Source organism: Herbaspirillum autotrophicum, from assembly GCF_001189915.1.
Taxonomy (GTDB): domain Bacteria; phylum Pseudomonadota; class Gammaproteobacteria; order Burkholderiales; family Burkholderiaceae_D; genus Herbaspirillum; species Herbaspirillum autotrophicum.
The window spans coordinates 1-26,609 of the sequence record NZ_LFLS01000044.1 but is presented as its reverse complement, the minus strand read 5'-3'; the positions used below and the strand labels follow the sequence as shown (position 1 = coordinate 26,609).

Here is a 26,609-nt window from a genome sequence, read left to right as displayed (position 1 = left end):
CTGTCTCCTCCAATTTCCTCCTAAAGAATTGGATTTAGCCCGCAGCCTCAGGTTCGCGGGCTTTTTTTTGTCCGTCGTATGCGACTTCGTGCTTCTTGGTAAGATGTGCGGGCAATATTGCCGCAGTTTTTGTAAAGATGCCTGCCCCATGTCTCAAACACCTCCCGTTCGCCCTGATACGCCATGTGTTGCCGTTTGCTCAACCACGTTCGACGATGTCTGTCGCGGTTGTGGCCGTACCGTCGTGGAGGTTTCTCAGTGGGTGTTCATGACGCAGGAAGAAAAAGACGTGGTGTGGGAGCGGATTCTGGCAGAGGGATATCCGCGCCGCCAGGGGTAGGCAATCGGTAGCGCGGCGGCAATGCCGGCAACTGCGTTAATTGGTGAAAAACAATACGCCGGCCCGGCGCAGCATGTCGCTCAGCGCGATCAGTGGCAGTCCGGTGAGTGCGGTCGGATCGCTGCTGTCGATTCTTTCGAGGATGGCGATGCCCAATCCCTCATTCTTGGCGCTGCCGGCGCAATCGTATGGCTGCTCGATGCGCAGATAGGCATCCAGTTCGGCATCGGCCAAGTCGCGAAACGTGACAAAAGTCTGGATATTGATCAGTTGTGCTGCGCTCGCATGGTTGTTGCGGCTATCCCAGAGGCATAGGGCAGTATGGAAAACGACGCGGCGGCCGCGCATCTTTTGCAATTGCTTCAATGCGTTTTGATGGTTGCCGGGCTTGCCGATCTGTTCGCCGTCCAGTGTTGCTACCTGATCCGAGCCGATGATCAATGCATCTGGTGTCGTCTTTGCAACAGCCCGGGCTTTTTCGCGCGCCAGTCGCAATGCGGTCGCTTCCGGCGCCTCTCCTGTCAGCGGCGTTTCATCAATGGCGGGGACGATGACATCGAATGGCAAGCGCAAACGCGACAGCAATTCTTTGCGATAGGCGGAGCCGGAGGCCAGAATCAGGCGTGGAAATGAGGGCGAAGCGGGCATCGTGCGTAAAAGGTAACGGGGATGAACGTCAAAATGCGCTAAGGCTTTGACTGATAAGGGGAAACGCTGTTATTATCGCAGGTTTTCCGAATTCTGCTTTCGCCATGAGTGCTTTTGTGATTGACGCATTTGAGTTCAGTCGGCTGAAAGAGCGCGCCCAAGGCGCGTTTGCGGTAAGCGATCTGAGCAGGTTGTCGGCTGAGTCTGTTGATCAGTCCGGTACCATTTCCTGGTCTGTCGTGGGTGGTTCTGACAAGTATGGGCACTTGCAGTTGGCATTGTCGGTTTCCGGCACGGTCAATCTGGTGTGTCAGCGTTGTCTGAATGCCTTGCCGTTCGAGATTGCTTCGGAATCGGTTCTGCTGCTCGCCAGGGATGATGCTGATGCTGATGCTATCGAGCAAATGCTTGATAACGATGCGATTGACGTTATTGTTGGCACTTCGGCTCTGGATGTTGGTTCTCTGGTCGAGGATGAGGCTTTGCTGGCATTGCCAGTGGCGCCCAAGCACGATGTTTGTCCTGATGCCGGGGTGAGTGAGTTGCTGCAGGCCAAGAAGGAGTCGCCGTTTTCGGTGCTGAAAAATTTAAAGTAGTAAAGTGCGCGCAAGTCTCAGGCTTGCGAAATATAAAGTTTCTCGGTTGGGCAGTCAGTTTGCTGGCCGGATATGTTAAAATTTTAGAACTTAAGGTTTAGGAGTTATCATGGCTGTTCAGCAAAACAAAAAGACCCCATCCAAGCGCGGTATGCATCGTGCACACGATTTTCTGGTTGCGCCTCCGCTGGCCGTTGAACCAACAACTGGCGAAACGCATCTGCGTCACCACATCAGCCCTAACGGTTTCTACCGTGGGCGTAAAGTTCTGAAGACTAAGAACGACGAGTAATCAGCCTTGCTGTTTATGGCGGAATGCGGCGCAATGAGTTTCTCACTTGGCGCCGCTTTTCATATGCAAAATCGGCTTAGCGCGTCATTTTGAATCGCGCCAAATCTGCCCCATAATGTGGGTTGGCAAGGCTCTGAATCAAAACAATGACCATCAAAATTTCTATCGACTGTATGGGCGGCGATCATGGCCCGTCTGTCACCGTTCCTGCCGCAATCTCTTTCCTTCATCATGAACCTGATGCCGAACTGATATTGGTTGGCCAGGAAGAGGTCTTGCTCGCTGCGCTGAAAAAGCACAAGCTGGTAAATCATCCTCGCATTTCCATTCAAGCTGCATCCGAAGTCGTCACCATGGATGATTCCGTGGAGGTGGCGTTGCGCCGTAAAAAAGACTCATCCATGCGTGTTGCGATCAACATGGTCAAGGATGGTCGGGCGCAGGCTGCAGTATCGGCCGGCAATACCGGTGCGTTGATGGCGGTATCCCGCTATGTGCTGAAAACGATTCCCGGCGTCGATCGTCCGGCGATCTGCACCATTCTTCCGAATCAGAAAGACGGCCCCACTTATATGCTGGATCTGGGTGCGAACGTCGATTGCGAACCGCAGCACTTGCATCAGTTTGCACTGATGGGGTCGGCGCTGGTTTCCGCGATGGAGGGCAAGCCCAAGCCAACGGTGGGGCTGCTCAATGTCGGCGAGGAAGAAATCAAAGGCAATGATCTTGTCAAGCATACTGCCGAGTTGCTGCACGCGGATCACGAAAAGGGCATACTCAACTTCTACGGTAATGTCGAAGGCAATGATATTTTCGAAGGCACGACAGACATTGTTGTCTGCGACGGCTTTGTCGGCAATGTCACGCTGAAGGCATCCGAGGGGTTGGGGCGCTTCGTCAAGAGTGTTTTGACGACCGAGTTCAAGAAGGGCATATTCAACAAGCTGGGTGCCTTGATTGCGTATGGCGCCATCAAGGCATTGTCGCGTCGTCTCAATCCTTCTCGTTACAATGGTGCCAGTTTGCTGGGTCTGCGCGGATTGGTATTCAAGAGTCACGGTGGCGCCGATGTTTATGCTTTTGAATGGGCCATCAGGCGCGCGTATGATGCCGCGAAGTATGATGTGCTGTCGCGTATTACCGCGACGATGGCAGAATTGATCCCGCAGGTGGAGGCGTTGCATGCGCAGGGACGCGCGGCATCATCGATTGAACCAACCGAATCAACAGAACAGAAAACGGTATGACTCTCTATAGCAAAATTGTCGGAACCGGCAGCTATTTGCCACCCAAGCGTGTGACCAACGACGATTTGGCGAAGCAATTGGCCGAGAAGGGCATTGAAACTTCGGATGAGTGGATTGTTTCGCGCAGCGGTATTTCCGCGCGCCACTATGCTGAAGATGATGTGCTGTCGAGCGATCTGGCAGTCATTGCTGCACAGCGCGCGCTTGACATGGCCGGCTTGCAGCCGGGTGATCTGGACCTGATCATTCTGGCCACGTCCACGCCCGACCATTTGGGTGGATTCCCCAGTACCGCCTGTGTGGTGCAGCGCAAGCTCGGCATCACCAACGGCGCGCCGGCGATGGATGTGCAGGCGGTGTGCAGCGGTTTCGTCTATGCCATGACAGTGGCGGACAGTTTCATCAAATCCGGCGCCCACAAAAAAGTGCTGGTGATCGGCACGGAAGTCTTTTCCCGTATTCTCAATTTCGAAGACCGTACCACCTGCGTCCTGTTCGGTGACGGTGCCGGTGCGGTTGTCATGACGGCCTCCGGCGAGCCGGGTATTTTGGCGGCAAAGCTGCATGCCGATGGCAGTCACGGCGACATCCTTTGTGTGCCGGGCAGCGTCAGCAATGGCGCGCTGGCTGGCAGTGCTTTCTTGCATATGGATGGTCCGGCGGTCTTCAAGCTGGCCGTATCAGTGCTCGATAAAGTTGCGCGTGAGGCATTGCAAAGCGCCGGTGTCGACGCATCTGAGGTGGATTGGCTGATACCGCATCAAGCCAATTTGCGCATCATGCAGGGCACCGCGAAAAAGCTGGGTTTGCCATTGGAAAAAATGGTAATTACGCTTGGTGAGCATGGCAATACTTCGGCAGCATCGATTCCGCTGGCGCTCGATCATGCGGTGCGTGATGGTCGCGTGAAAGCCGGGCAGACCGTGTTGATGGAAGGTGTCGGCGGCGGCTTTACCTGGGGTGCGGTGCTCGCCAGGATGTAAAATCCGGGGCTGGGTGCTACAGAATAACTCGAATAATTTTTTGATTACGATATACGCATGACAAAATTCGCTTTTGTATTTCCAGGTCAGGGTTCGCAGGCAATCGGCATGCTGAATGGCTTCGCTGATAATGCTGTAGTCAAGGCAACCGTGGCAGAGGCCTCCGATGCGCTGCAATTCGATCTGGGCAAATTGATTGCCGAAGGTCCGAAGGAAGATCTCGATCTCACCACCAATACTCAGCCGGTCATGTTGACGGCAGCGGTGGCGTTTTATCGGGCCTGGCTGGCAGCAGGCGGATCGGTGCCGGCGCTGGTCGCGGGACATAGTCTTGGTGAATATTCGGCGCTGGTAGCTGCCGGTGTGATCGCATTTAAGGATGCGGTGCCGCTGGTGCGCTTTCGGGCGCAGGCAATGCAGGAAGCTGTGCCGGTCGGTCAGGGCGGAATGGCGGCCATTCTCGGCTTGTCCGATGAGGATGTGCGCGCGGCCTGTATCGAAGCGGCGCAAGGTGAGGTTGTCGAAGCGGTCAACTTCAATGCGCCGGCGCAGGTGGTGATTGCCGGTCACAAGGCCGCCGTTGAGCGTGCTTGTGAAGTTGCCAAGGGCAAGGGCGCCAAGCGTGCCTTGACGCTGCCGGTTTCGGCACCGTTCCATTCGTCGTTGCTCAAGCCGGCCTCGGACCGTCTGCAAACCTATCTGGCCAATGTTGCCTTTGCCGCGCCGCAGATTCCGCTGATCAACAACGTTGATGTTGCCATCGTCAGTGATCCTGCAGCCATCAAGGATGCGCTGGTGCGTCAGGCGGCCAGTGCCGTGCGTTGGGTCGAGACGGTGCAAAAGATGTCGGCAGAGCAGGTTACGCATGTCATCGAGTGTGGTCCGGGCAAGGTCCTGACCGGACTGAGCAAGCGGATCAATGGTGATTTGATCGGCGATGCGATTGTCGATCAGGCTTCTTTGGATAAAGTATTGGAATTGTTGAAATGAGCGCTCAAAATCTGCAGAATCAAGTGGCTCTGGTCACCGGCGCGTCGCGCGGCATTGGTCGTGCCATCGCCCAGGAATTGGTGCGTCAGGGTGCAAAAGTGGTCGGCACGGCAACTTCGGCTGCCGGTGCTGCCGCCATCACCGACTATCTGGAAGCGCTGCAGCCTGGCTGCGGCAAGGGCGTCGTTCTGAATGTCAATGATGGTGCGGCATGTGTCGCGGTCATTGAGGATGTGCAAAAAGAATTCGGCAGTCTCGCTATCCTCGTCAATAATGCCGGCATCACGCAAGATCAGCTGGCAATGCGGATGAAGGATGAGGAGTGGGACAGTGTCATCTCGACCAATCTGACCGCGGTGGGGCGCTTGTCGCGCGCGGTATTGCGCGGCATGATGAAGGCCAGGCATGGTCGTATCATCAACATCACTTCGGTGGTCGGCTCGGCCGGCAATCCGGGGCAAATGAATTACGCTGCAGCCAAGGCTGGCGTGGCAGGCATGAGCCGTGCGCTGGCGCGTGAAATCGGCAGCCGCAACATCACTGTCAATTGCATCGCGCCCGGTTTTATCGATACCGATATGACCAAGGCCCTGAGCGAGCAGCAGACCGCCGCCTTGCTGCAGCAAATCCCGCTGGGACGTCTGGGAGCGCCGGAAGATGTGGCGGCAGCGGTGGCCTTTCTGGCATCATCGCAGGCTGCATACATCACTGGCACAACCTTGCACGTCAATGGCGGCATGTACATGAGTTAAAGGGTGCTCAGGCGCTTTTGGCAGCAACTTACTTATTCTTGTTAAGAATACTTAAAAGTAAATTTTTGGCGCGCAAACCTGATAAAATGCGCGCACTTTTGTAACCTATCCACTGGAGGCACAACATGTCCGATATCGAACAACGCGTTAAAAAGATCGTCGCTGAACAACTGGGCGTCGCTGAAGCAGACATCAAGACCGAATCTTCTTTTGTTGACGATCTGGGTGCAGACTCGCTCGATACAGTTGAGTTGGTGATGGCACTGGAAGATGAGTTCGAAATGGAAATTCCGGACGAACAAGCTGAAAAAATTACAACCGTGCAACAGGCGATCGATTACGCCAAGGCACACGTCAAGGCCTAAGCTGGTTTTGAACGACTCTAGGAGAATTGCTTGAGCCGCTCACGTGAACGTCGTGTAGTCATTACCGGTCTGGGGTGCATTTCACCTGTTGGCAATACCATTGCCGACGCGTGGGGTGCAGTCAAAGAGGGTAAGTCGGGCATTGCCACCATCACAAAGTTCGATGCGACGCCTTTCACCACCCACTTTGCGGGTGAAGTGAAGGGTTTCAATATCGAGGACTACATTCCTGCCAAGGAAGCCCGTCACATGGATACCTTTATCCATTACGGCATGGCGGCAGGGATGCAGGCCATGCAGGACAGCGGCCTGGTAGTTACCGAAGAAAACGCCGAGCGTATCGGTGTCATCATCGGCTCCGGCATCGGTGGTTTGCCCCTGATCGAACAAACGCATGAAGAACTGACCAATCGCGGCCCGCGCCGCATCAGTCCATTCTTCATTCCTGCCTCTATCATCAACATGATTTCGGGCAACTTGTCGATCAAATACGGTCTTAAGGGCCCCAATCTCGCAATCGTGACAGCGTGCACGACAGGCTTGCACTGCATTGGCGCTGCCGGCCGCATGATTCAGTACGGCGATGCCGATGTGATGATTGCAGGTGGTGCCGAATCGAGCGTATCGCCGCTCGGTATTGGTGGCTTCGCCTCGGCGCGTGCATTGTCGACGCGCAATGACGATCCGGCCACTGCTTCGCGCCCGTGGGACAAGGACCGAGATGGCTTCGTGCTCGGCGAGGGCGCCGGCGTGATGATGCTGGAAGAGTATGAGCATGCCAAGGCACGTGGTGCCAAGATTTATGCCGAGCTGCTTGGTTTCGGCATGAGTGGCGATGCTTATCACATCACCGCACCGAATCTGGACGGTCCGCGTCGTTGTGTGCTTTCCGCTTTGCGCGATGCCGGTATCAACGGTGATCAGGTGCAGTACCTGAATGCGCACGGCACTTCCACGCCGCTCGGCGACAAGAATGAAACCGATGCCATCAAGGCCGCTTTCGGCGATCATGCTTACAAGATGGTCGTCAACTCCACCAAGTCAATGACAGGTCATTTGCTCGGTGGCGCAGGCGGGCTGGAGTCGGTCTTTACCGTACTTGCCTTGCATCATCAAATATCCCCTCCCACGATTAACATCGTCAATCAGGATCCGGAATGTGATCTCGATTATTGTGCTAACCAGGCGCGTGATATGAAAATTGATATTGCCGTCAAGAATTCATTTGGATTCGGTGGTACCAACGGCACATTGGTCTTCGGCAAGATGTAAAGTGTTTTTCTCGGCTTTCAGGTGAAAGCCGAGGTTTGCCTTTTGTTCCGGATCTTATGTCGATAGCAGTATCTGCGGATATCAAGCCTTCTCGCCTGCTTCTTGTCATCATGGCCACGCTGTCGGCGGGTTTTGCCTTGGGTGGCGTGGCTGCCGGTTTGCTATTGACGGCACGCTGGCCACTCTGGTGGCGGCTGGCGCTGGTGCTGATAACGCTGCTGGCGGCAGCGCTCGGATTTTATTGTGTATTGCGCAGCCGGCGCACGGTGTGGCTCCACATATCCGGCACCGGACAAATCCGGCTGGTGGAGCATCGTCAGCAAGGCAATGCCAAGCTCGCCCGGCAAGTAATGAAGGGTGGACTGGCGCAGTTGCTGCCAGGCTCGACGATCTGGTCCGGTTTGCTGCTGTTGCGCCTGCGGCTTGAAGGCGGCGGCACCAGAATTGTTCCGATTTTGCCGGATTCGGTCTCGAAAGAAACCTTCAAGGCATTGAAAGTTGCGTGCCGTTGGGCGGCCAGCCACAATAGTCAGATTATTGAGCATACAATTCACGAAAGGTGACGCGCTTGCCTGCAATCATGATGTTGCCATGTGTCAATGAATTGATTCACGCGCAAGTAGCAGAAAAACAAGGAAACTGAATTTGACGACGGAACGCGAAATAGATCAGCTGCTTGTCGAGCGCGTACAGCGTGGCGACAAGAAGGCGTTCGAACTATTGGTTGCCAAGTATCAAAGAAAGCTGATGCGACTTGTTTCGCGGCTGGTGCGCGACCAGGCGGAAGCCGAGGACGTCGTGCAGGAAGCATTCATCAAGGCTTATCGCGCCTTGCCCCAATTTCGCGGCGATTCCGCGTTTTATACCTGGCTGTACCGGATTGGCATCAACACGGCGAAAAACTATCTGGTGACGCTCGGACGCCGGGCGCCGACCTCAACTGAAGCCGATGCAGAAGAAGCTGAAACTTTTGACGATGGCGAGCACCTAAGGGACATCAACACGCCGGAGTCGATGCTTGCTACCAAGCAAATAGCGCAAACCGTTAATGTGGCGATGGAAGCTTTACCTGAGGAATTGCGCACTGCAATCACATTGCGCGAGATCGAAGGATTGAGTTATGACGAAATTGCTGAAGCAATGGGATGCCCCATCGGCACGGTGCGCAGTCGTATTTTCAGAGCGCGGGAAGCTATTGCTGACAAGCTGAGACCTTTATTGGGCACTGCACTCGACAAGCGCTGGTGATTGATAAAGATAATTTTGGGTGATGGAACCGAGCGATTAATTATGAACACCAAAGACATGAGCAGGGAACAGATTTCGGCGCTGGCTGACGGCGAACTCGTCGACCAGCAGATCGATATTGCGCTGGCTGTGCTGCGCAAACCAGAAGAGCAGGTCACGTGGGATCTGTATCATCAGATCGGCGACGTGCTGCGATCCGATGAGATGGGCTTTTCCCTGAGCGCTGACTTCGCCTCCCGAATGAGCGCCAGACTGGATGCGGAACCGGCAATTGTTGCGCCGCAACTCAAGACGGGGACTGTCGAGCAGATTATCGTGCGCGCGGTATCGAACGGCAGCATACAGCGCAGCCGCATGATCCGTCGCTTTGCCATGCCCGGTGCGGCGATGGCAGCAGCAGTGGCGGCAGTGGTTTTCGTGGTCGTGCCGCAGCAATCGGCAATCGTGGCAGATGCTGCGCCTGCCGCAGCGCCGGTGGTCATGGCCAGCACGGTTTCTACCGTATCCGGACCGGTTGCCGATACCAAGAGCGTTCAGTTCAGCAGCCTCGCGCAGCAGGGTGAAGTCACCCGTGATCCGCGTATCGACGACTATCTGCTGGCACACCAGCGTTTCTCTCCTTCCCTGTACAGTACAGCCCAATATGCTCGTTCGGCTGCTTTTGCCATTGACTCTGACAAATAATATGCGGCAAGCACAAGGTTTGCTCAGGTTCGCACTCTTGCTTTCGGCTTGCATTGCATTTTCAGTGCATGCCGAAACAGCGGTATCTGACAAGGTAAGCAGTAATCAGGACGCGCAAACCTTGCTGAAGAAGATTCAGTCTGCTGCACAGCGACTCAATTACTCCGGCACATTCGTGTATCAGCAAGCCAACCAGATGCGCACGTCGAGAATCACGCATCTGCTGTTCGGCAAGAATGAAGTCGAGAAACTGGAAGTACTCGACGGCAAGCCGCGGGAATACATCCGCAGCAATGACGATGTCGCCTGTTATGTCCCGGAAACCAAAACGGTCCTGATTGAAAAGCGGGTGACACGGGACGTGTTCCCGGCAATTCTGGCCGCCAATCCTACCGATCTGGTCGATTATTACAACGTCAGGATGGGCGAGACCGGTCGCGTTGCGGGTCTCGACTGTCAGGCTATCGTACTGGAACCGAAGGACAAGTTGCGCTACGGCTACAAATTGTGGGCCGACAAGGCGACCGGCTTGTTGCTCCGGGCGCAGACCTTTGATGCCAAGAACGAAATCGTCGAACAGATTTCATTTACACAAATCGAAATCGGCAATATCGACCACAGCCGCGTCAAGACCAGTTTCCCGAATACCAATGGCTGGCACGTGGAAAATGCGGTGATGAGCCAGGTCAACCTGTCGGGCTGGAGTGTGACGCCGCCGCCCGGTTTCAAGAAGATTCAGGAAGTCCGGCGGCTGATTTCAGATACCCAGAATTCAGGTGCGCGGACCGCCCAAAGCGGCAACACCACGCAGCGCGAAGTGTCGCAGATCGTCTTTTCGGATGGTCTTGCTGCCATCTCCGTGTTCATTGAGCCCGGTTCGCAAAGCCGGACTGAGGGATCAATGCAGCAAGGGGCAATGAATATTGTCGGACGTCGTCAGGGTGACTACTGGCTGACCGTAGTAGGGGAAGTGCCTGGCGCAGCAATTCGGCAGGTATCAAATTCGATCGAATTCAAATCCAAATAAAATTTATGACGACAATGGCTCCTGTGAAAAAGATTTTGTTGGCATCGCTTCTGAGTACTTCGGCATTTCTGGCTCCTCCATTGATTGGCATCACCGTCGCCCAGGCTGCTCCTGCGGTCGCCGGCTTGCCTGACTTTGCCGACATCGTGGATCGTACCGGTCCGGCAGTCGTCAATATCCGCACGACCGAACGCGTCAAGGCCGGACAGCCTCAGGCTGGTGGCGATGATGAAGAAATGCAGGAATTCTTCCGTCGCTTTTTTGGCGTGCCGATGCCGCGTCAGCAGCCGCAACCCAATGCACCGCGCAGTAACCGCAAGCCGCAACAGCAAGAAGAAGTGCCGCGCGGCGTCGGTTCCGGTTTCATCATTTCAGCGGACGGTTACCTGCTGACCAATGCGCACGTCGTCGATGGCGCCAGCGATGTCTATGTCACGCTGACCGACAAGCGCGAACTCAAGGCCAAGATCATCGGCTCCGACACGCGTACCGATGTGGCCCTGCTCAAGATCGAAGCGAGCAATCTGCCGCGTCTGGTGATGGGTGATTCGGACAAGATCCGCGCCGGCGAATGGGTGCTGGCAATCGGTTCGCCATTCGGTCTGGAAAGCACGGTCACGGCCGGTATCGTCTCGGCCAAGGCGCGCGATACAGGTGATTACCTGCCATTGATTCAGACTGACGTTGCCGTCAATCCCGGCAATTCGGGCGGACCGCTGATCAACATGAAGGGCGAAGTGATCGGTATCAATTCCCAGATTTACAGCCGTTCCGGCGGCTTCATGGGGATTTCATTTGCGGTGCCTATCGATGAAGCGCTGCGCGTGTCGGATCAGCTCAAGGCCAGCGGCAAAGTGACGCGCGGCCGTATCGGGGTTCAGATCGGTGAAGTTACCAAGGAAGTAGCGGAGTCACTCGGCCTGAGCAAGGCACAGGGTGCGCTGGTGCAACGTGTCGAACCGGGCGGCCCGGCGGAAAAGGGCGGCCTCGAAGCCGGCGATATCATTCTCAAGTTCAATGGCGCGACCATTGACAAGCCAAGCGATTTGCCGCGCATGGTGGGTTCCACCAAGCCGGGTTCCAAGGCCACGGTCAGTGTCTGGCGCAAGGGCAGTGCGCGTGATGTGAGTCTGACCATCGTTGAGCTGGAATCGGACAAGGCGGTCAAGGCCGAGGAAAAGAAAGCCAGGCCGGAAGCAACGCCGAACGCGCTGGGACTGATCGTCAGCGATCTGAGCGATGCCCAGAAGAAGGAACTGAAGGTCGAGAACGGCGTACTGGTTGAGGCTGCATCGGGTGTGGCGGCAGCAGCGGGCTTGCGTCCCGGTGATGTAGTGCAGCGACTCAATGATGTCGATATCAAGGACGCCAAGCAACTCAATGCACTGGTGGCCAAACTTGATTCGAAGAAGCGCGCGGCAGTGCTGGTCAGAAGAGGCGACTCTTCGCAGTTCATTCCGTTGCGACCAAATTCGGGTAACTGATCCGGCTGGTGCAGCGTGCTGCACCACAATCTCCGGGTTGGCACCAGCAGCAAAGGCTGCATGTCTTTCAGGCATGCAGCCTTTTTACCGATTCATGTTCGATGATCCGTGTCTGATGCAGGATGTCAGATACAACGCCGGCGACGATAACTTCATGGTACTTCCTCACTTTACGATCTACTCCCGTTCCTATTGCCATCTTTGCGACGACATGTTGCAGGCGCTGAAGTCGCTGGAAGGGGAGCATCAGTTTACCGTCGACATGATCGATGTTGATGCTGATGAAGCGCTGGTCGCGCTGTACGATGAGTTGGTGCCGGTGTTGTTCGGACGACATCAAAATGGCGAGCCGGTCCGGCTTTGTCATTACTTTCTTGATCAGGACAGGGTCCGTTCCTTTTTGGCAATATCCTGATCACGCCGCCCGGAAGCCGGGCGTCACAGCTTGCTCCGGTGATATTTCCGGAAAACGATCGTCCTTTGGTGCCTCTGGTTGCGCGTCACGTCCCTGTTTTAACGGGCTTTCTACTCTGAAATCCGGTAAAATGCGGAATCGAATAACCTGCTGCGAAGGCGCTCGCCTGGGGAGTAAGAACCCCGTTCGGAGCGCCTTTTTTTGTAATAGCCTTGTCATTATTAATGAACAATATCCGCAATTTCTCGATCATCGCCCATATCGACCACGGCAAATCCACGCTTGCAGATCGCATCATTCAGCTCTGCGGCGGCCTTTCCAATCGTGAAATGGAAGCACAGGTTCTCGACTCGATGGATATCGAGCGTGAACGTGGCATCACGATCAAGGCGCAAACTGCAGCCTTGCTTTACAAGGCACGCGACGGTCAGATCTACAATCTGAACCTGATCGACACGCCGGGTCACGTCGACTTCAGTTATGAAGTCAGCCGTTCCCTGTCCGCGTGCGAAGGTGCTTTGCTGGTAGTGGATGCGTCGCAAGGGGTGGAGGCGCAGACCGTCGCCAATTGCTATACCGCGCTTGAACTTGGCGTGGAAGTGGTGCCGGTGCTCAACAAGATCGATCTGCCATCGGCCGATCCCGATAACGCCAAGAGCGAAATCGAAGAAGTGATCGGCATTGACGCTTCCGACGCCACACCGTGCTCGGCCAAGACCGGTCTCGGCGTGGAAGACGTGATCGAAGCGCTGATCGCCAAGGTGCCGGCGCCGAAAGGTGATCCTGCTGCACCGCTGCAGGCATTGATCGTCGATTCCTGGTTCGATAACTATGTCGGCGTCGTGATGCTGGTGCGCGTCATGAACGGCACGCTGCGTCCCAAGGACAAGATTTTCCTGATGGCCAACGGCTCCCAGCATCTGACCGAAAGCATCGGTGTGTTCACACCGAAATCGCAAGTACGCGAAACGCTGTCGGCCGGGCAGGTGGGTTTCATCATTGCCGGCATCAAGGAGCTCAAGGCTGCCAAGGTTGGCGATACCGTCACGCTGGTCAACAACAAAGCCGCCGAACCATTGCCGGGCTTCAAGGAAGTGCAGCCGCAAGTCTTTGCCGGTCTGTTCCCGGTCGAAGCCAATCAGTACGATGCCTTGCGCGATTCGCTGGAAAAACTGAAGCTCAATGACGCCGCGCTGCAGTACGAGCCGGAAGTGTCGCAGGCGCTGGGCTTCGGCTTCCGCTGCGGCTTCCTCGGCCTGCTGCATATGGAAATCGTCCAGGAGCGGCTCGAGCGCGAGTTCGACATGGATCTGATCACCACTGCGCCAACGGTTATCTATGAAGTGGTCATGCGCGACGGCACCATCCTGATGGTGGACAACCCGTCCAAGATGCCGGAGCCGTCCAAGATCGAAGAAGTGCGCGAACCAATCGTGACGGTCAATCTGTACATGCCGCAAGAATATGTGGGCGCAGTCATTACGCTGTGTACCCAGAAGCGTGGCGTGCAGATCAACATGAGCTATCACGGCAAGCAGGTGCAACTGACTTATGAAATGCCGATGGCGGAAATCGTGCTCGATTTCTTTGATCGTCTGAAGTCGACCTCGCGTGGTTATGCCTCGATGGATTATGAATTCAAGGAATACCGTTCGGCCGATGTGGTCAAGGTTGACATGCTGATCAACAGCGAGAAGGTGGATGCGCTGGCGATCATTGTGCACCGGGCCAACAGCCAGTTCCGCGGTCGCGCAGTGGCGGCCAAGATGCGTGAACTGATTCCGCGCCAGATGTTCGATGTGGCGATTCAGGCCGCCATCGGCGCCACCATCATCTCGCGTGAAAACGTCAAGGCCTTGCGCAAGAACGTGCTGGCCAAGTGCTATGGCGGTGACATCAGCCGCAAGCGCAAGCTGCTGGAAAAACAAAAGGCCGGCAAGAAGCGCATGAAGCAAGTCGGCTCGGTGGAAATTCCTCAGGAAGCTTTCCTGGCAATTTTACAGGTGGAAGAAAAATGAACCTGCAGTCTCTTCTGGGCAACTTTGCGCTCATTCTTTTTGTATTGATGGTGATTACCGGCGTCGTCTGGTTTCTGGATGTGTTTTTCCTGTCGAAGCAGCGCCGCGCCAAAGCCGATGCGGCGTTGGCCGAGTTTGATGCACGCGTTGCCAAGCTGAGCGGCGACGGCATCAAGACCGACACCGGCGGCCGTGCCGCGCTGGAGTCGCGGCTCATGAAGCAGCCGACCTGGATCGAATATTCCGGCAGCTTCTTCCCGGTGATCGCGCTGGTGTTTTTCCTGCGCTCATTCCTCTACGAACCGTTCAAGATTCCATCGAGCTCGATGGTGCCGACCTTGCTGGTGGGTGATTTGATTCTGGTGAACAAATTCACTTACGGCATTCGCCTGCCGATCGTGAACAAGAAAATCATCGAGATCAATCATCCGGAACGCGGCGACGTCATGGTGTTCAAATATCCGAAGGATGTGTCGGTCGATTACATCAAACGCGTGGTTGGCGTTCCAGGTGATAAAATCATCTATAAAAACAAGCGACTAACGGTGAATGGTAAAGAAGTTTCTTACCAGCCACTACCCGATTATCTCGATGAGGAGACTCTGACGTATTATAAGCAGTGGCAGGAAGACCTGACCAAGGCCGGGCACAAGATCCTCACCGATGACCGTGCGCCCGCCTTTGTCCCGAATCCTGACGCGTTTCCGCAGCATGAACTGTGTACTTACAATGCCGAAGGCTTTGCGTGTACGGTACCGGCAGGCAACTACTTCATGATGGGCGACAACCGGGATAACAGCCTGGACAGCCGCTACTGGGGTTTTGTGCCGGATCAGAACATTGTCGGAAAAGCATTTTTTGTCTGGATGAATCTGGGCAATCTGAAACGGATTGGCAGTTTCCATTAAGCATCTTTGTGGAGGCAGAGGCACTACTCTATTCCAGCAACTCCCGCGACCGGACCGGCTGATGTGTCGGGCCGGAGTGTCGCGGTCAGGGTCGCATGCCGGCAGTCATGCCTGCGGCCCATGTGACGGATGAATACATGGATCCCTTAATATTGCAAAATCGGCTAGGCCACGTTTTCAAGGACGCTTCGTTGCTGCAGCAGGCCTTGACGCATCGTAGCCATAGCAGCTTGCATAATGAACGTCTGGAGTTTTTGGGCGACTCGATTCTCAATTGCGTGGTCGCGTCCTTGCTCTTTGATCGTTATAACAAGATCGATGAAGGTGATCTGTCCCGTTTGCGCGCCAATCTTGTCAAACAGCAATCATTGTACGAAATAGCACAGCGCCTGGAGTTGTCCCAATTCCTGCGGCTCGGCGAAGGTGAGCTGAAGTCGGGTGGTTTCCGCCGGCCGTCGATTCTGGCCGATACGCTGGAAGCCTTGTTCGGCGCCATCTTTCTCGATGACGGCTTCAATGCCGCGCGCGATGTGATTCGCGCTTTGTACATCCCGATTCTCGATACCGTCGACCCGAAAACTCTGGGCAAGGACGCCAAGACATTGTTGCAGGAATATCTGCAAGGCAAAAAGATCGCCTTGCCGCAATACAATGTGGTCGCCACCCACGGCGCGGCGCATAATCAGGAATTCGAAATCGAATGTCTGGTACCGAAGCTGGAAATACAGGTGTTCGGTACCGGTGGCAGTCGTCGTGCCGGTGAGCAGGCGGCGGCCAAGCTGGCGCTGGAAGCAGTGCAGACCGCGCTGGCCAAAACCCCGGCCGCGACCCGCAAACCGCGTGCCCGCACGACGCAATTGAAGCTGGCGGGGATCGCCACCATCCAGCCTGACGCGCCGGCAGACGAAGTCGCACCAGAGGCGCCGGCGGCCAGGAGCGAGCCTAAAGCAGTCCGCCACGGCAAGGACGCGAAAGAGAGCAAAGACGACGTCAGGCTTGTTGTCAAAGCCGATGCCGTTAAAAATGACGCAGTCAAAACGGACGCAGTCAAAGGCGACAGCAATAAAGATACGGCGGCGGGCAATGTGCCTGTTGCCCCGGTCGCAGAACAGCCGGCCGGACACACCACTGAAACCGCAGCACCCAACGTTACACAAACAAAGACCGCATGACAGAAAATTCCGCCCCCGCCGACGCTTCGACTGATTTTCGATGCGGTTATATCGCCATTGTCGGTCGCCCCAATGTCGGTAAATCGACATTGATGAATGCGCTGGTTGGCGCCAAGGTCAGCATTACGTCGCGCAAGGCCCAGACCACGCGGCATCGCATCACCGGTATTCAAACCACCAGTGACACGCAGTTCGTCTATATCGATACGCCGGGTTTTCAGACCCGTCACAGCAACGCCCTGAACAAAACGCTCAACCGTACGGTGACTGGTACGCTGACTGCGGCCGACGTGATTCTGTTCGTGATCGAGGCTGGCAATTTCAGCCCGGCCGACAAGCAGGTAATGGATTTGCTGCCGGCCAACGTGCCAAGCATTCTGGTATTGAACAAGTCGGATCGCAGCAAGGACAAGAGCATCCTGATGCCGTTTGCCCAGCATGTGGCGTCCCAGCACAATTTTGCCGCAGTGGTGCCGGTGTCGGCGACGCAGCAGTTCCAGCTCGATCAGTTGCAGGACGAGATCAGCCGTTTGTTGCCGCACAATCCGCCGATGTTCGATGAAGATGACATCACCGACCGCAGCGAAAAATTCCTCGCATCCGAAATCGTGCGCGAAAAAGTATTCCGTTTTGTCGGCGATGAGTTGCCTTACACCAGCACGGTCCTGATCGAAAAATTTGAGCAGGAAGGCGATTTGCGGCGCGTGTTTGCCGCGATTCTGGTTGAGCGCGATGGCCACAAATCGATGGTGATCGGACAGAAGGGGGCTCGCCTCAAGGAAATTTCAACCCAGGCACGACTCGATATGGAACGCTTGTTCGGCGGTCCGGTGTATCTCGAAATCTGGGTCAAGGTCAAATCCGGTTGGGCCGACAATGAAGCAGGATTGCGTGCCTACGGTTACGAATAATCGCTGAACATTTTCATTTAGCCACCGGATAAGCCCTCTATGGCAGCCACACTCGCAGATACCAAAGCCGTTGTCACCGCCGTCTCTGTCGAGCCGGTTTCTTCGCCGACGGCAACCATGGCGCAAGCCGCGCGGCTGGCGGCAGTTCCGGCCCAGCCAGCAGCCCGTCGCAGTCGCGTCGCCGAGCATCGGGTGCAAGCGCAGCCGGGTTTTGTTCTGCACAGTTATCCCTATAAAGAAACCAGCCTGATCGTCGACGTCTTTTCGCGCGAGCATGGCCGGGTAGCGCTGGTAGCCAAAGGCGCCAAGCGACCGCATTCCAAATTGCGCGGCGTGTTGCAGACATTTCAACCGCTGTCGGTAAGCTGGAGCGGCAAGTCCGAAGTCCGCACGCTGACGGACGCCGAGTGGGTCGGCGGTATGTTGCCGCTGGAGAAGTCGGCGCTGCTGTGTGGTTTCTATCTCAACGAATTGCTGGTCAAACTGCTGGCGCGCGATGATTCGCATGTGGCCTTGTTCGACCACTATGTGGCGACCCTCAATCAGCTGGCGCATGGCGAATCGCCACCGATCGTGTTGCGTCAGTTCGAACGCGCATTGCTCACCGAAACCGGCGTTGCCGCCAACTGGACCGTGTGCACCGTCAGCGGTCGCACGGTTGAACCGGCGCAAATCTATGTGATCGATCCCGAGCGCGGCGTGCGACCGGCGCGGCCGACTGACGGCTGGCCCAAGGTATCGGGCAAGACCTTGCTCGACATGGAGCACGAAGATTACCGCGATGTCACCACCCAGAGTCAGAGCAAACTGCTGATGCGCTTCTTGCTGTCGCATCATCTGGGCGGCGCGCCGCTCAATACCCGCCAGATTTTGATCGACCTGATGCAGCTATAAAAACGAGGATACCAAGGTGCTCAAAGATTTTTCCTGGTCCGGCGTGGCGGCGGGTTTCGTCGCAGTGCTGATCGGTTTCACCAGTTCGGCAGCAATCATATTTCAAGCCGCAGCCGCGGCTGGCGCCACCCCGGCGCAAATCAGTTCCTGGATCGGCGCCCTCGGCCTGGGCATGGGGCTGACCTGTATCGGTTTGTCGCTGCGTTACCGCAAACCGGTGGTGACGGCCTGGTCGACTCCGGGCGCCGCCTTGCTGGTAACCAGCCTGGCGGGGCTGCCAATGGCGCAGGCCATCGGCATCTTCATGTTTTCCGGCTTGCTGGTGACGCTGTGCGGCATCACCGGTTTGTTCGAACGCGCCATGAACCGCATTCCATTGTCGATTGCTTCTGCCATGCTGGCCGGGATTCTGGTGCGCTTCGGCATGGACGTGTTCGTGGCGATGAAACTGGAATTTGCATTGGTCTTGCTGATGTTCGCGGTGTATCTGATCGGCAAGCGGCTGTTACCACGCTACGCGATTATTCTGGTGCTGGTGGTGGGGACGCTGTTTGCCTGGAGTCAGGGCTTGCTGCAATTCGAAGCAGTGCATATGGCGTTCGCCAAGCCGGAATTCGTGATGCCGGAATTTGCGCTGACCAGCCTGCTGGGTGTCGGCATTCCATTGTTCGTGGTTACCATGGCGTCGCAAAATACGCCGGGCGTGGCGATCATGCGCGCCTCCGGTTATCAGGTGCCGGTATCGCCCCTGATGACCTGGACCGGCCTGACGACAATGGTATTGGCGCCATTCGGTTGCTTCTCGATTTGCCTGGCGGCGATTACTGCCGCCATTTGCATGGGCAAGGAAGCACATGAAGACCCTTCGCGTCGCTATATGGCGAGTGTCGCCGCCGGCGTCTTTTATGTGGTGGCCGGTATTTTTGGCGCCACCGTGGTGGCCTTGTTTGCGGCGTTTCCGAAAGCGCTGATCATGGCCATTGCCGGCCTCGCCTTGTTTGGCACTATCGCCAACGGGCTGACCGTGGCCATGGCCGACGATAAACAACGCGAAGCTGCACTGATCACTTTTCTGGTAACGGCTTCCGGCGTTTCGCTGTTCGGCATCGGTACCGCATTCTGGGGGCTGGTGGCCGGCGGTCTGACCATGCTGGTATTCAACTGGCGCGTGCGGCCCGGTCCGGTTGCTCCGGCTTCGGTTGTCGCCGGCAATCAGGCGCCGGTGGAGCGTACAGCATCGGTGGCGTCCAATTCATCTTCTCACTCAACAACTCACGGCGTGTCCAAGTAATCTCATGAGCTTCTTGCATCCAGTCGGCCCGGTCATTGAACTGGGCATCAATATCGATCACGTCGCCACCTTGCGCAATGCGCGCGGCACCGCCTATCCGGATCCGATCCGGGCGGCGCTGGAAGCCGAAGAGGCGGGCGCTGATGTGATTACCCTGCATTTGCGCGAAGACCGGCGTCACATTCGCGATGCCGATGTCGAAGCGATTCGCCCGTTGTTGCGCACGCGCATGAATCTGGAAGCGGCAGTTACCAGTGAGATGATCGATTTTTCCTGTCGCATCAAACCGCAGGATTCTTGCCTGGTGCCAGAAAAGCGGCATGAAATCACGACCGAAGGCGGTCTCGACGTGGTTACCCATTTTGCCCAGGTGCAAGCCGCAGTGCGGCAATTGCAGGCCGAAGGCATTCGCGTGAGCTTGTTCATCGATCCTGATCCGGCACAGATTCAGGCCGCTGCCGAAGTCGGTGCGCCGGTGATTGAATTGCATACCGGTCGTTATGCCGAAGCGCATGACGAACGTGAACAGCAAATCGAACTGGAGCGCGTCAAGCTGGCGGTGGATGAAGGTATCCGGCGCGGTCTCCAGGTGAATGCCGGACATGGTCTGCATTACACCAACGTGCAGGCGATTGCCGCCATTGCGCAGATTGCCGAACTCAATATCGGTCACGCCATTGTCGCGCATGCAGTGTTCGTCGGCTGGCGCAATGCCGTCAGCGAAATGAAGGCGATCATGCAAAAAGCTCGTCTGGCGCAAGGCTAGGGCTGAAATGATTTACGGCATCGGCACCGACATATTGCAGATTTCGCGTTTGAAGGCCACGCTGGCGCGACGTGGTGATCGTTTTGCGCAAAAGGTGCTGGGTCCGGAAGAGATGGAAAAATATTTGCGCCGCAAGGGCAAGGTCGAAGCGCGCGGGATCAGTTTTCTGGCGACGCGGTTTGCCGCCAAGGAAGCATTTTCCAAAGCAATCGGCATGGGCATGCGCATGCCGATGACCTGGCGGTCCGTGCAGATATTGAATGCGCCCAGTGGCAAGCCGGTGGCAGTGACCAGCGGCAGCCTCAAAGTCTGGATGGAAGAAAACGGATTGACCGCGCAGGTAAGCATCACCGATGAGGCTGAGTACGCGGTCGCCTTTGTCATTGTGGAGAAAACATGAATGTAGTTGCAACAGCATCAACCCAAGCTGCGCTCGGTCCGGTCATGCTCGATGTCGTGGGAACCACGCTGGATGCGGAAGATATTCGCCGCATTCGGCATCCGCTGACCGGCGGTGTCATCCTGTTTGCGCGGAATTATGAAAACCGTCAGCAACTGACTGCCTTGACCGCCGCCATTCACGCCGCGCGTCCCGGCGTGTTGATCGCGGTGGATCACGAAGGTGGTCGCGTGCAACGCTTCAAGACCGATGGCTTCACCCGTTTGCCCGCCATGCGCAGCCTCGGCGAGTTGTGGGAGCGCGACGTACTTGAGGCGACCAAACTGGCGACCGCCACCGGTTTCGTGCTGGCGGCAGAATTGCGCGCATGCGGCATCGACCTGTCATTTACGCCGGTGTTGGATCTCGACTTTGGCGCGTCCGGCGTGATTGGTGATCGCTCCTTCCATCGTGATCCGCGCGTGGTGACCTTGCTGGCCAAGAGCCTGAATCACGGTCTGGCGCTGGCCGGCATGGCCAATTGCGGCAAGCACTTCCCCGGTCATGGTTATGTCAAGGCTGATTCCCATACGGAAATTCCGGTCGATGAGCGCGCGCTCAAGGACATCGTTGGTGATGACGCCATGCCTTACGACTGGCTTGGCATGAGTCTGACGGCAGTCATGCCGGCGCACGTGATTTATCCCAAGGTCGATGCCAAACCGGCGGGCTTTTCCAAGAAGTGGCTGCGAATTCTGCGCAAGGATTTCGGTTTCCAGGGCGTCATTTTCAGCGACGACCTGAGCATGGAAGGTGCCAGCGTCGCCGGCAGCGTGACTGATGGTGCGCACGCGGCGCTTGATGCCGGTTGCGACATGGTGCTGATCTGCAATGCGCCCGACAAGGCCGACCAGTTGCTGGCGGAGTTGCAGGCCGACCCCGCTGCCGCGGCCGTATCGGCCACGCGTCTGGCGGCACTGGTGCCGACGGCGGCATGCGCCGATTGGGATCAGTTGCAACAAGATGAGCGCTATCGCGCAGCCCGCAAGCTGGTGCAGTCGTTGCTTTGATCAGACAGGATTGAAACGTGTCGGACGCACCAGTTACCGCCCCCCCGGCCGAGCCCGATCCGCGTCAAATCGTTCTGGAGACGGTGGCCAAGCTGCCGCCGTTGCCGGGCGTGTATCGCTACTTTGACGCCGAGGATAAACTTCTCTATGTCGGCAAGGCGCGCGATCTGAAGAAACGCGTATCGAGTTATTTTCAGAAGACGCTGACCAGTCCGCGCATCGCCATGATGGTGGAGCGCATTGCGCGACTGGAAACCACCGTCACGCGCAGCGAGGCCGAGGCGCTGCTGCTGGAAAACAATCTGATCAAAACCTTGCAGCCGCGATTCAATATTCTGTTTCGTGATGACAAGTCATATCCCTATCTTAAAATCACCGGCCATACCTATCCGCGCATGGCGTATTACCGTGGCGCGGTGGACAAGAAAAGCCAGTATTTCGGACCTTTCCCGAATGCCTGGGCGGTCAAGGAATCGATCCAGATTCTGCAAAAGGTATTTTTGCTGCGCACCTGTGAAGATACGGTGTTTGCCAATCGCACCCGGCCTTGTCTGCTGCACCAGATTCATCGCTGCAGCGGCCCTTGCGTCAAACTGATCAGCGATGAAGAGTACGCCATCGATGTCGAAAATGCGTCCAAATTCCTGCGCGGTCGCCAGACCGAGGTGTTGCAGACGCTGGAGCAAAAGATGCATGCCTTTGCCGGCGAGCTGAAGTTTGAGCAAGCTGCCGGCGTGCGCAATCAGATTGCGGCATTGTCCAGCGTATTGCATCAGCAAAGCATGGAAACCGGCAGCGATGCCGATATCGATATCATCGCCGTGGTGGTGCAGGGCGGACGGGCCTGCGTCAATCTGGCCATGGTGCGCGGTGGTCGTCATCTAGGCGATCGCGCGTATTTCCCGACGCATGTTGAAGGCGCCATCGCCACCGGAGAAGATGCGATCGAGGTCGAAGTATTGAAGGCATTTCTGGCGCAGCACTACATCGACAAATTCATTCCGGGCAATCTGATCGTCAATACCGAATTCGATGATCCGGCCTTGATGGTGGCATTGATGGAGCAGTGCGGGCATCGTATTACGCTGACGTTCCAGCCGCAGGGACAGCGCCGGCAGTGGCTGGAAATGGCGTTCAAGGGGGCGCAGATTGCATTGGCGCGCCTGCTGTCCGAGCAGGGTTCGCAACAGGCGCGTACGCGGGCGCTGGTGGATGCATTGGGTATCGACGTCGAGGATATCGACAGCTTGCGCGTCGAGTGCTTTGACATCAGCCATACGCAAGGCGAAGCGACGCAGGCGTCTTGCGTGGTGTTCCATCATCACGCGATGCAGAACGGTGAATACCGGCGTTACAACATCAATGACATCACGCCCGGCGATGACTATGCGGCGATGCGGCAGGTCTTGATGCGGCGTTATGAAAAGGTCGCCAATGGCGAGGGCACCATGCCGGATATCGTGCTGATCGATGGCGGCAAGGGCCAGGTGGAAATGGCGCGGCAGGTATTGTCGGAGCTGGGGTTGGATATCGGTCTGATTGTCGGCGTGGCCAAGGGCGAAGGGCGCAAGGTCGGGTTGGAAACACTGATTTTCGCCGATGGCCGTGCAGCACAGGAATTGGGCAAGGAGTCCGCCGCCCTGATGCTGATCGCGCAGATTCGCGACGAAGCGCACCGTTTTGCCATTACCGGCATGCGCGCCAAGCGCGCCAAAGCACGGCAGACTTCACGACTGGAGGAAATCGAAGGCATCGGTGCCAAGCGCCGGCAGAAATTGCTGGCCCGTTTTGGCGGTTTGCGGGGCGTGGCGGATGCCAGTATCGATGATCTGGCCTCGGTTGACGGCATTTCTAGACCGTTGGCAGAAGAAATATATAAGCAGCTTCATTGAGTCCTGAGCGGCGATTAATCGCAAGCCGCAAGGGTTTCGCTGGCAGGCTCTGATACTATCTCGTTAATTTGATTAACGTGCCTCTGGTTTCAAGATAAAAAAACAAACGTATGCCATTCAATATTCCGATTCTTCTTACCTGGTTGCGCGTCGCATTGATCCCTTTGGTGGTTGGTGTTTTTTATGTGCCTGAACTCGGCTTGTCCGTGATGGAACAGAGCATCGCTTCGACGGTGATATTCATCGTCGCCGCCGCGACTGACTGGTTCGACGGCTTTCTGGCGCGGCGCTGGAATCAGACTTCGGCCTTCGGTGCCTTTCTGGATCCGGTGGCCGACAAGCTGATGGTGACCGGCGCCTTGCTGGTACTGGTGCATCTGGGGCGGGTACATCCGATCATCGCGTTCATCATCATCGGTCGTGAAATCGCCATCTCGGCCTTGCGTGAGTGGATGGCGCAGATCGGCGCATCGAAATCGGTGGCCGTCAGCTCGCTCGGCAAAATCAAAACCACGGCGCAAATGATCGCCATTCCGATGCTGCTGTACTACGGTGATTTCCTGCATGTGATCGACACGATTTTCTGGGGCAAGTTGTTGTTGTGGGTTGCCGCGGTGCTGACTGTCTGGTCGATGTTTTATTATTTGCGAAAAGCATGGCCGCTGATAAAAAAAGTACAGGAAAACAAAACAGGCTATTGACAATGAATGTGGAGTCTCTATAATAGCGCTCTGTTGTTGATGCGGGAGTAGCTCAGTTGGTAGAGCGATACCTTGCCAAGGTATAGGTCGAGAGTTCGAGCCTCTTCTCCCGCTCCAGAATTACTAAGGGAAGCTTAGTTGCTTCCTTTTTTTATTGTGAGAGTTTGGCCGCAGACAGTATTTTCTTTTTTTGAAAATACACAAGCAAGAAAACAATTTCGCAGTTAGAATACGCATCCCCTGGCGGGGTAGCAAAGTGGTTATGCAGCGGCCTGCAAAGCCGTTTACGCCGGTTCGATCCCGACCCCCGCCTCCAAAAGCTCCATGCGGGAGTAGCTCAGTTGGTAGAGCGATACCTTGCCAAGGTATAGGTCGAGAGTTCGAGCCTCTTCTCCCGCTCCATATGCAAAAAAGGAAACTCACTTTGTGAGTTTCCTTTTTTCTTTTCTGCTGTACCAAATCATTCGATATTCCCCTTCGTTCCTTTGCCCTTCATGGCGCTGATCTGTCGTGCGCGCTTTTCTTGTTGCGGTGCCGGATGCCATACGCGGTTCAATATGCCGTGCAATTTCCGTGGCGAAAATCCATTCCTGGTCGCGGGATTCTTCCTGCCGGAAATTGGCCGCGTCACTGAGCGTCGTGATGTGCCGGCCACCAGCGATGAGGCGATACACGCGCTGTCAGGAAGTTTCCATGCAACGCTCGGAACATTCTTGTCGCTTCGGCAATACAGACGCGAAATATCTGTGGTTTTTTATCTGTGGCAATTGTTTTAAGCCGCATTCCCATCTACATTGAGACAGTCGGTCAATAAGTTATAACTAACAGGGGGACACGGCATGGATGCATTTCAAAAAGAAATCGACGAACGGACCAATTTAACCAGTTCCAACAAATTTGAATTATTGTTGTTTCGGCTCGGGACCGATCCTTATGGCGAGCGTTCAGAATTATTCGGCATCAATGTATTCAAGATTCGTGAAATTGTGCCGATGCCGGCTATTACTACCGCAGCCGGTACGGTGTCGCCAATGCTGGGGATGGTCAATATTCGCGGGCAGATCATTTCCGTGATTGATTTGCCGGCAGTGGTGGGGTGTGTGCCCAAGAGTGGCCTGAATATTTTGCTGGTCACCGAGTATGCCCGCAGTACACAGGCATTTGCAGTGGAGTCGGTGGATGAAATCGTGCGGCTGGAGTGGAGTCAGGTATTGTCGGCGGAATCGAAGACCGGCGGCAATTTTGTCACCAGCATTGCGCGGCTGGATACCCGGGAAGGCGATGCCGAAACGGTAGGCGGTCGCCTGGCGCAGGTGCTGGATGTGGAGCAGATATTGCATGAAATCATGCCGGCCAACCGCGAGATGAGCGCGGAAACGCTGGGCGGCGGAGTGCAATTGAAACCGGGAACCGTCGTCATTGCAGCGGACGATTCCAAGGTGGCGCGCTCGCTGATCGAGCAAGGTTTGACGGCGATGGGCATTCCCTATCTGATGCACAAGACCGGCAAGGAAGCGTGGGAAAAATTGTTGCAGATGTCGGCCGAGGCAAAACAGCAGGGCAAGCAGCTTGCCGATTCGGTGGCGATGGTGTTGACCGATCTGGAAATGCCGGAGATGGACGGGTTTACGCTGACGCGCAATATCAAGGCCGATGATTTCATGAAGGCGATACCGGTAGTGATCCACTCCTCGTTATCGGGCGCGGCGAATGAAGATCATGTAAAAAATGTCGGGGCCGATGCATATGTCTCGAAGTTTGTGGCCGAAGAACTGGCGGCGACAATCCGCAAGGTGCTGGTCAAGTAGCAGCAGGATCGTGGGATGCTTCAAGGTCGTTCCGTGCGCGCAGTGATTGCGGCAAGGACGTGGGCGTGCAGGTTTATCAGAAAAAGAGTTCTCAATGAAGCCATCGTCCCAGCAGAGGATCGACGCTTTTTTCAAATTGATCGCGCCATGGCGACAGGCCTACCATGGCGCATCACTTTATTATCTTGCGCGCCAGGATGGTGACAAGTTAAGCATCGTCTTTGCGCGCATTTATCTGGATGTGGCACCCGCCATCCTGATTCCGGAGCCGTTCCGGGCTGGCGAATTCCAGGCCGGACAATGGGATATCTCGGGCGCCGGCATCCCTCTGGAGCATTTGCTTGAGTCCCTGTTGTCCGCTTCCGGTTGCGTGATCGAAGGCCACGGCCGGTTGCATCTGGCCGCCGCCAATGACGGCGCCATGGCGGTACAGGAACCGGCGGTACTGTTGCCGGA

30 protein-coding genes and 3 tRNA genes are annotated in these 26,609 nt (G+C 56.1%); 31 read left to right on the top strand and 2 right to left on the bottom strand.

Annotated features, from left to right (window positions below):
* The first annotated feature begins 148 nt into the window (after positions 1 to 148).
* A complete protein-coding gene (locus AKL27_RS27325; protein ID WP_083439271.1) occupies positions 149 to 340 on the top strand; it encodes a DUF1289 domain-containing protein in 192 nt (63 codons plus the stop codon).
* A gap of 36 nt (positions 341 to 376) precedes the next feature.
* Here AKL27_RS27325 and AKL27_RS24355 read toward each other — a convergent pair whose 3' ends face one another.
* Positions 377 to 988: a Maf-like protein gene (locus AKL27_RS24355; protein WP_050465477.1), complete on the bottom strand. Its 612-nt coding sequence runs from the start codon at positions 986 to 988 to the stop codon at positions 377 to 379.
* A gap of 104 nt (positions 989 to 1,092) precedes the next feature.
* Here AKL27_RS24355 and AKL27_RS24350 point away from each other — a divergent pair, with 104 nt between their 5' ends.
* From AKL27_RS24350 to AKL27_RS24220, 28 genes are all read left to right on the top strand, one after another.
* Complete coding sequence (locus tag AKL27_RS24350) at positions 1,093 to 1,584, top strand: YceD family protein (protein WP_198156073.1); 492 nt, start codon at positions 1,093 to 1,095, stop codon at positions 1,582 to 1,584.
* Between the two features lie 109 nt (positions 1,585 to 1,693).
* The gene (gene rpmF / locus AKL27_RS27320; protein ID WP_083439269.1) at positions 1,694 to 1,876 is read left to right on the top strand and encodes a 50S ribosomal protein L32; all 183 of its coding nucleotides are present in this window, start codon (positions 1,694 to 1,696) and stop codon (positions 1,874 to 1,876) included.
* Between the two features lie 146 nt (positions 1,877 to 2,022).
* Positions 2,023 to 3,123 (top strand): phosphate acyltransferase PlsX, encoded by a 1,101-nt coding sequence (gene plsX, locus AKL27_RS24345; protein ID WP_050465475.1) that lies wholly within the window; start codon positions 2,023 to 2,025, stop codon positions 3,121 to 3,123.
* Positions 3,120 to 4,106: a beta-ketoacyl-ACP synthase III gene (locus tag AKL27_RS24340; protein ID WP_050465474.1), complete on the top strand. Its 987-nt coding sequence runs from the start codon at positions 3,120 to 3,122 to the stop codon at positions 4,104 to 4,106. The genes plsX and AKL27_RS24340 overlap by 4 nt, the downstream gene beginning before the upstream one ends.
* A 57-nt stretch (positions 4,107 to 4,163) precedes the next feature.
* Positions 4,164 to 5,096 (top strand): ACP S-malonyltransferase, encoded by a 933-nt coding sequence (gene fabD / locus AKL27_RS24335; RefSeq protein WP_050465473.1) that lies wholly within the window; start codon positions 4,164 to 4,166, stop codon positions 5,094 to 5,096.
* Positions 5,093 to 5,848 carry a 3-oxoacyl-ACP reductase FabG gene (gene fabG / locus AKL27_RS24330; protein ID WP_050465472.1) on the top strand — a complete coding sequence of 252 codons (756 nt, stop codon included), beginning with the start codon at positions 5,093 to 5,095 and terminating at the stop codon, positions 5,846 to 5,848. The genes fabD and fabG overlap by 4 nt, the downstream gene beginning before the upstream one ends.
* Positions 5,849 to 5,973: 125 nt before the next feature.
* Positions 5,974 to 6,213, top strand: coding sequence for an acyl carrier protein (gene acpP, locus AKL27_RS24325; RefSeq protein WP_007881445.1), 240 nt, complete (start codon positions 5,974 to 5,976; stop codon positions 6,211 to 6,213).
* 30 nt (positions 6,214 to 6,243) lie between these two features.
* Entirely contained in the window at positions 6,244 to 7,485 is a 1,242-nt protein-coding gene (gene fabF, locus AKL27_RS24320; RefSeq protein WP_050465471.1) for a beta-ketoacyl-ACP synthase II, read from the top strand.
* Positions 7,486 to 7,541: 56 nt separating this feature from the next.
* The gene (locus AKL27_RS24315; protein WP_050465470.1) at positions 7,542 to 8,048 is read left to right on the top strand and encodes a protein YgfX; all 507 of its coding nucleotides are present in this window, start codon (positions 7,542 to 7,544) and stop codon (positions 8,046 to 8,048) included.
* A gap of 82 nt (positions 8,049 to 8,130) precedes the next feature.
* Positions 8,131 to 8,733: an RNA polymerase sigma factor RpoE gene (rpoE, locus tag AKL27_RS24310; protein WP_050465469.1), complete on the top strand. Its 603-nt coding sequence runs from the start codon at positions 8,131 to 8,133 to the stop codon at positions 8,731 to 8,733.
* Positions 8,734 to 8,775: 42 nt separating this feature from the next.
* The gene (locus AKL27_RS24305) at positions 8,776 to 9,417 is read left to right on the top strand and encodes a sigma-E factor negative regulatory protein (protein ID WP_050465468.1); all 642 of its coding nucleotides are present in this window, start codon (positions 8,776 to 8,778) and stop codon (positions 9,415 to 9,417) included.
* Between the two features lies 1 nt (position 9,418).
* A complete protein-coding gene (locus AKL27_RS24300; protein ID WP_050465467.1) occupies positions 9,419 to 10,444 on the top strand; it encodes a MucB/RseB C-terminal domain-containing protein in 1,026 nt (341 codons plus the stop codon).
* A gap of 14 nt (positions 10,445 to 10,458) precedes the next feature.
* On the top strand, positions 10,459 to 11,928 hold the full coding sequence (locus tag AKL27_RS24295) for a DegQ family serine endoprotease (protein WP_050465466.1): 1,470 nt from the start codon (positions 10,459 to 10,461) through the stop codon (positions 11,926 to 11,928).
* A gap of 94 nt (positions 11,929 to 12,022) precedes the next feature.
* Positions 12,023 to 12,343 (top strand): glutaredoxin family protein, encoded by a 321-nt coding sequence (locus AKL27_RS24290; protein ID WP_408609786.1) that lies wholly within the window; start codon positions 12,023 to 12,025, stop codon positions 12,341 to 12,343.
* A gap of 224 nt (positions 12,344 to 12,567) precedes the next feature.
* Positions 12,568 to 14,361: a translation elongation factor 4 gene (gene lepA / locus AKL27_RS24285; RefSeq protein WP_050465465.1), complete on the top strand. Its 1,794-nt coding sequence runs from the start codon at positions 12,568 to 12,570 to the stop codon at positions 14,359 to 14,361.
* A complete protein-coding gene (lepB, locus tag AKL27_RS24280) occupies positions 14,358 to 15,269 on the top strand; it encodes a signal peptidase I (RefSeq protein ID WP_050465464.1) in 912 nt (303 codons plus the stop codon). Before lepA ends, lepB begins: the two co-directional genes overlap by 4 nt.
* Positions 15,270 to 15,406: 137 nt before the next feature.
* The gene (gene rnc / locus AKL27_RS24275) at positions 15,407 to 16,441 is read left to right on the top strand and encodes a ribonuclease III (RefSeq protein WP_050465492.1); all 1,035 of its coding nucleotides are present in this window, start codon (positions 15,407 to 15,409) and stop codon (positions 16,439 to 16,441) included.
* Complete coding sequence (era, locus tag AKL27_RS24270) at positions 16,438 to 17,352, top strand: GTPase Era (protein ID WP_050465463.1); 915 nt, start codon at positions 16,438 to 16,440, stop codon at positions 17,350 to 17,352. The genes rnc and era overlap by 4 nt, the downstream gene beginning before the upstream one ends.
* Before the next feature lie 117 nt (positions 17,353 to 17,469).
* Positions 17,470 to 18,246 (top strand): DNA repair protein RecO, encoded by a 777-nt coding sequence (recO, locus tag AKL27_RS24265; protein WP_408609787.1) that lies wholly within the window; start codon positions 17,470 to 17,472, stop codon positions 18,244 to 18,246.
* A 16-nt stretch (positions 18,247 to 18,262) separates the two neighbouring features.
* Complete coding sequence (locus AKL27_RS24260; protein WP_083439268.1) at positions 18,263 to 19,537, top strand: benzoate/H(+) symporter BenE family transporter; 1,275 nt, start codon at positions 18,263 to 18,265, stop codon at positions 19,535 to 19,537.
* 4 nt (positions 19,538 to 19,541) lie between these two features.
* On the top strand, positions 19,542 to 20,303 hold the full coding sequence (gene pdxJ / locus AKL27_RS24255) for a pyridoxine 5'-phosphate synthase (RefSeq protein ID WP_050465461.1): 762 nt from the start codon (positions 19,542 to 19,544) through the stop codon (positions 20,301 to 20,303).
* Between the two features lie 7 nt (positions 20,304 to 20,310).
* A complete protein-coding gene (gene acpS / locus AKL27_RS24250; RefSeq protein ID WP_050465460.1) occupies positions 20,311 to 20,703 on the top strand; it encodes a holo-ACP synthase in 393 nt (130 codons plus the stop codon).
* A complete protein-coding gene (gene nagZ / locus AKL27_RS24245) occupies positions 20,700 to 21,752 on the top strand; it encodes a beta-N-acetylhexosaminidase (RefSeq protein ID WP_050465459.1) in 1,053 nt (350 codons plus the stop codon). The genes acpS and nagZ overlap by 4 nt, the downstream gene beginning before the upstream one ends.
* 17 nt (positions 21,753 to 21,769) lie before the next feature.
* Positions 21,770 to 23,644 carry an excinuclease ABC subunit UvrC gene (gene uvrC / locus AKL27_RS24240; RefSeq protein WP_050465458.1) on the top strand — a complete coding sequence of 625 codons (1,875 nt, stop codon included), beginning with the start codon at positions 21,770 to 21,772 and terminating at the stop codon, positions 23,642 to 23,644.
* Between the two features lie 110 nt (positions 23,645 to 23,754).
* Complete coding sequence (gene pgsA / locus AKL27_RS24235) at positions 23,755 to 24,345, top strand: CDP-diacylglycerol--glycerol-3-phosphate 3-phosphatidyltransferase (RefSeq protein ID WP_050465457.1); 591 nt, start codon at positions 23,755 to 23,757, stop codon at positions 24,343 to 24,345.
* A 41-nt stretch (positions 24,346 to 24,386) separates the two neighbouring features.
* Positions 24,387 to 24,462, top strand: a tRNA-Gly gene (locus AKL27_RS24230).
* A 125-nt stretch (positions 24,463 to 24,587) separates the two neighbouring features.
* A tRNA-Cys gene (locus AKL27_RS24225) sits at positions 24,588 to 24,661 on the top strand.
* 10 nt (positions 24,662 to 24,671) lie between these two features.
* Positions 24,672 to 24,747 (top strand) — tRNA-Gly (locus AKL27_RS24220).
* 17 nt (positions 24,748 to 24,764) lie between these two features.
* Here AKL27_RS24220 and AKL27_RS27975 read toward each other — a convergent pair.
* Positions 24,765 to 25,019, bottom strand: coding sequence for a hypothetical protein (locus AKL27_RS27975; protein WP_157057081.1), 255 nt, complete (start codon positions 25,017 to 25,019; stop codon positions 24,765 to 24,767).
* Between the two features lie 165 nt (positions 25,020 to 25,184).
* Between AKL27_RS27975 and AKL27_RS24210 the strand changes: the two genes are divergently transcribed.
* A complete protein-coding gene (locus tag AKL27_RS24210; protein WP_050465455.1) occupies positions 25,185 to 26,153 on the top strand; it encodes a chemotaxis protein in 969 nt (322 codons plus the stop codon).
* 94 nt (positions 26,154 to 26,247) lie between these two features.
* The coding region (locus tag AKL27_RS24205; RefSeq protein WP_157057080.1) for a hypothetical protein at positions 26,248 to 26,609 on the top strand (362 nt) is incomplete at its 3' end.

Coding starts and splice junctions, on each gene's coding strand:
- AKL27_RS24355 (WP_050465477.1), bottom strand. CDS start 988: ATGCCCGCTTCGCCCTCATTTCCACGCCTGATTCTGGCCTCCGGCTCC.
- era (WP_050465463.1), top strand. CDS start 16,438: ATGACAGAAAATTCCGCCCCCGCCGACGCTTCGACTGATTTTCGATGC.
- fabD (WP_050465473.1), top strand. CDS start 4,164: ATGACAAAATTCGCTTTTGTATTTCCAGGTCAGGGTTCGCAGGCAATC.
- AKL27_RS24210 (WP_050465455.1), top strand. CDS start 25,185: ATGGATGCATTTCAAAAAGAAATCGACGAACGGACCAATTTAACCAGT.
- pgsA (WP_050465457.1), top strand. CDS start 23,755: ATGCCATTCAATATTCCGATTCTTCTTACCTGGTTGCGCGTCGCATTG.
- AKL27_RS24315 (WP_050465470.1), top strand. CDS start 7,542: ATGTCGATAGCAGTATCTGCGGATATCAAGCCTTCTCGCCTGCTTCTT.
- rpmF (WP_083439269.1), top strand. CDS start 1,694: ATGGCTGTTCAGCAAAACAAAAAGACCCCATCCAAGCGCGGTATGCAT.
- AKL27_RS24350 (WP_198156073.1), top strand. CDS start 1,093: ATGAGTGCTTTTGTGATTGACGCATTTGAGTTCAGTCGGCTGAAAGAG.
- lepA (WP_050465465.1), top strand. CDS start 12,568: ATGAACAATATCCGCAATTTCTCGATCATCGCCCATATCGACCACGGC.
- AKL27_RS24300 (WP_050465467.1), top strand. CDS start 9,419: ATGCGGCAAGCACAAGGTTTGCTCAGGTTCGCACTCTTGCTTTCGGCT.
- plsX (WP_050465475.1), top strand. CDS start 2,023: ATGACCATCAAAATTTCTATCGACTGTATGGGCGGCGATCATGGCCCG.
- AKL27_RS27325 (WP_083439271.1), top strand. CDS start 149: ATGTCTCAAACACCTCCCGTTCGCCCTGATACGCCATGTGTTGCCGTT.
- AKL27_RS24295 (WP_050465466.1), top strand. CDS start 10,459: ATGGCTCCTGTGAAAAAGATTTTGTTGGCATCGCTTCTGAGTACTTCG.
- nagZ (WP_050465459.1), top strand. CDS start 20,700: ATGAATGTAGTTGCAACAGCATCAACCCAAGCTGCGCTCGGTCCGGTC.
- pdxJ (WP_050465461.1), top strand. CDS start 19,542: ATGAGCTTCTTGCATCCAGTCGGCCCGGTCATTGAACTGGGCATCAAT.
- AKL27_RS24305 (WP_050465468.1), top strand. CDS start 8,776: ATGAACACCAAAGACATGAGCAGGGAACAGATTTCGGCGCTGGCTGAC.
- AKL27_RS24290 (WP_408609786.1), top strand. CDS start 12,023: ATGTTCGATGATCCGTGTCTGATGCAGGATGTCAGATACAACGCCGGC.
- fabG (WP_050465472.1), top strand. CDS start 5,093: ATGAGCGCTCAAAATCTGCAGAATCAAGTGGCTCTGGTCACCGGCGCG.
- recO (WP_408609787.1), top strand. CDS start 17,470: ATGGCGCAAGCCGCGCGGCTGGCGGCAGTTCCGGCCCAGCCAGCAGCC.
- acpS (WP_050465460.1), top strand. CDS start 20,311: ATGATTTACGGCATCGGCACCGACATATTGCAGATTTCGCGTTTGAAG.
- acpP (WP_007881445.1), top strand. CDS start 5,974: ATGTCCGATATCGAACAACGCGTTAAAAAGATCGTCGCTGAACAACTG.
- rnc (WP_050465492.1), top strand. CDS start 15,407: ATGGATCCCTTAATATTGCAAAATCGGCTAGGCCACGTTTTCAAGGAC.
- lepB (WP_050465464.1), top strand. CDS start 14,358: ATGAACCTGCAGTCTCTTCTGGGCAACTTTGCGCTCATTCTTTTTGTA.
- AKL27_RS24340 (WP_050465474.1), top strand. CDS start 3,120: ATGACTCTCTATAGCAAAATTGTCGGAACCGGCAGCTATTTGCCACCC.